Annotated in this window: 1 protein-coding gene; it reads left to right on the forward strand. The window is 72.3% G+C overall.

The window, feature by feature from the left end:
* Window positions 1–90: 90 nt before the first annotated feature.
* Window positions 91–1,779 (forward strand): thiol reductant ABC exporter subunit CydC, encoded by a 1,689-nt coding sequence (gene cydC, locus AX744_RS17970; protein WP_061018466.1) that lies wholly within the window; start codon window positions 91–93, stop codon window positions 1,777–1,779.
* Window positions 1,780–1,911 lie beyond the last annotated feature (132 nt).

Consider the following 1,911-nt stretch of genomic DNA (forward strand, 5'->3'; position numbering starts at 1 on the left):
GGCGGACGCCGGGGCGACGATCCTCCTCGTCTCCCACCGTCGGACCGCGCGCGAGATCGCGGATCAGATCGTGGCGCTGGGGGTGAACGCATGACTGCACCCCGCACAACCGATGCCGCGCATTCTCGCGGTCACCGGATCGGCGCCATCCTGCGACTCGCGCAGCCGCCACTCGGCCGCTTCGTACCGGGACTGATCTGGGGTCTGCTCTCGGCCGCCGCCGCCGTGAGTCTGCTCGCGGTCAGCGGGTGGCTGATCGTGAGCGCCTCGATCGTCGATTCGCTGGTGCCGCTGTCGATCGCCGTCGTCGGTGTGCGCTTCTTCGCCGTCTCGCGCGCGGTCACCCGCTATCTGGAGCGCCTGAGCGGACACGATGCCGCGCTGCGTCAGCTCGCCTCGACTCGTGCCGACATGGTGCGCCGGCTGATCCCTCTGTCACCGGCGGGACTCGGCTCGACGGACCGCGGGCAGGTGCTCGCAGCTCTCGTGGACGACGTCGAGAACCTGCAGAACCTGCCGCTGCGAGTGGTGCAGCCGCTCGGTGTGGCGGCGCTCGTCGCGGTCGGAGCGGTGGGCTTCCTCGCGTTCGTCTCGCCCCCGGCCGCCCTCGCTCTCGCGGTCTGCCTCCTGGCCGCCGCGGCTGCAGCGATCGGACTCGGTTGGGCGTTCGGCTCGCACGCCGAAGCACGGGTCTCGGAGCGTCGGGCAGAGCTCTCCGCAGCTCTCGTCGACTACCTCGGGAGCCTCGACGTGCTCATCGCCTACGGGGCGGAGCAACAGGCGCGGGCGCGGATCACTGCCGCCGATGCGGCTCTGCGACGCGTGGTCGACCGTGCCTCCCTCGCTCAGGCCGTCGCGGCGGGTGTCGTGTCCGCCGTGGCCGGGGCGGCATCGGTCTGGGCGCTCGCCGTGGCGGCTCCGGGCCTTGCGGACGGCTCGATCGACGGTCCGTGGCTGGCCGTGGCGGTGCTCGTGCCGATGGTGGTCTTCGAGGTGTTCGGAGCGGTGCCGATCGCTGCGGCGTCATGGCGGAGCGTGCGCGCGAGCGCCGGGCGCATCGTCGACGTGCTCCCGGAGCGGATGCCGGAGGAGTTGCGTTCCGACGAGGGGGATGACGTGGAGTTCGCGCGCACGCCCGAGCTGCATCTGCGCGGCGTCAGGGCGACCTGGCCCGGCGGCACGCCCGCGCTGAAGGGAGTCGACCTCGACCTCCGCGCCGGTGAGCGCGTGCTGGTCGCGGGACCGAGTGGGGCGGGCAAGAGCTCGCTCGCGGCGACCCTGGTCGGCTTCCTGCGCGTGGAGGGCGAGTATCTGGTGGGTGGTCGCGACGCCGCAGAGCTCTCGGGCCCGGCGCTGCGACGCGTGATCGGACTGTGCGAGCAGAGCCCTCAGCTGTTCGACGAGGACATCCGCCAGAATCTGCTCTTCGCGCGCGACTCCGCCTCGGACGAGGAACTGCTGGCGATGCTCGACCGGGTCGGGCTCCGTGACTGGGTGCGGGAGCGCGGGGGCCTCGATGCCAGGGTGGGTGACCGCGGCGCGCTGGTGTCCGGCGGTCAGGCGCAGCGGATCTCGCTCGCCAGGGCGCTGCTGCGCGGCTTCCCCGTGCTGGTGCTCGACGAGCCGACGGCGGGCGTCGATCCTGAGGCATCGGATGCCCTGCTGCGCGATCTGCTGCTGGCCGCGGGGGAGCAGTCGGTGCTGCTGATCTCGCACGTGGCGCCGCCGGCGGGGACGGTCGACCGCGTGGTGCGGATCCACGACGGCCGCACGGTCTGACACCGCCCGCTCGCTACGGGGAGACCTGCGGGCCGACGTCTCAGACGTTCATGTCCACGGGCGGTTCCATCACGATGCCCTGTGCTTCGAACGCGCGACGGCGCTCTTCGATGCGGCGGTGCAGCTCGATCT

It is taken from the genome of Microbacterium sp. CCH5-D1 (assembly GCF_001557335.1).
Taxonomy (GTDB): Bacteria; Actinomycetota; Actinomycetes; order Actinomycetales; family Microbacteriaceae; genus Microbacterium; species Microbacterium oxydans.

Bases quoted from the DNA above. Each gene is read 5' to 3' on its own strand.
- cydC (WP_061018466.1), top strand. From the start codon at position 91: ATGACTGCACCCCGCACAACCGATGCCGCGCATTCTCGCGGTCACCGG.